Origin of the sequence: Candidatus Aquicultor secundus, from assembly GCF_002791875.1 — a bacterium.
GTDB classification, from domain to species: Bacteria; Actinomycetota; Aquicultoria; order Aquicultorales; family Aquicultoraceae; genus Aquicultor_A; species Aquicultor_A secundus.
Genome location: NZ_PFNG01000022.1, coordinates 4,637 through 4,838 on the forward strand (window position 1 = coordinate 4,637; position 202 = coordinate 4,838).

Sequence of the window (202 nt, forward strand, 5' to 3'; positions counted from 1 at the left end):
GGCGATAATTGGGGTACCGGTATCTTCGGAAAGCTTGAACATCCCCTCGTTGACCTTCTTCTGCTCGGGAATACCGTGGTCCTGCACCTCCAGAAAAAAGCTCCCCCTCCCAAAGAGGGTATTGAAATAGAGTGCTTCTTCTTTGGCCGCTTCGTAATTGTCCTGCATAAGGTGCCGGGCGACTTGCCCCGCCAGGCATGCG

The 202-nt window shown here is 54.5% G+C and carries 1 protein-coding gene; it reads right to left on the bottom strand.

Going from position 1 to position 202, the window contains the following annotated elements; genetic code table 11:
• A partial coding sequence (locus tag COY37_RS00805; RefSeq protein ID WP_286975533.1) for a PHP domain-containing protein occupies positions 1 to 202 on the bottom strand: 202 nt, incomplete at both ends.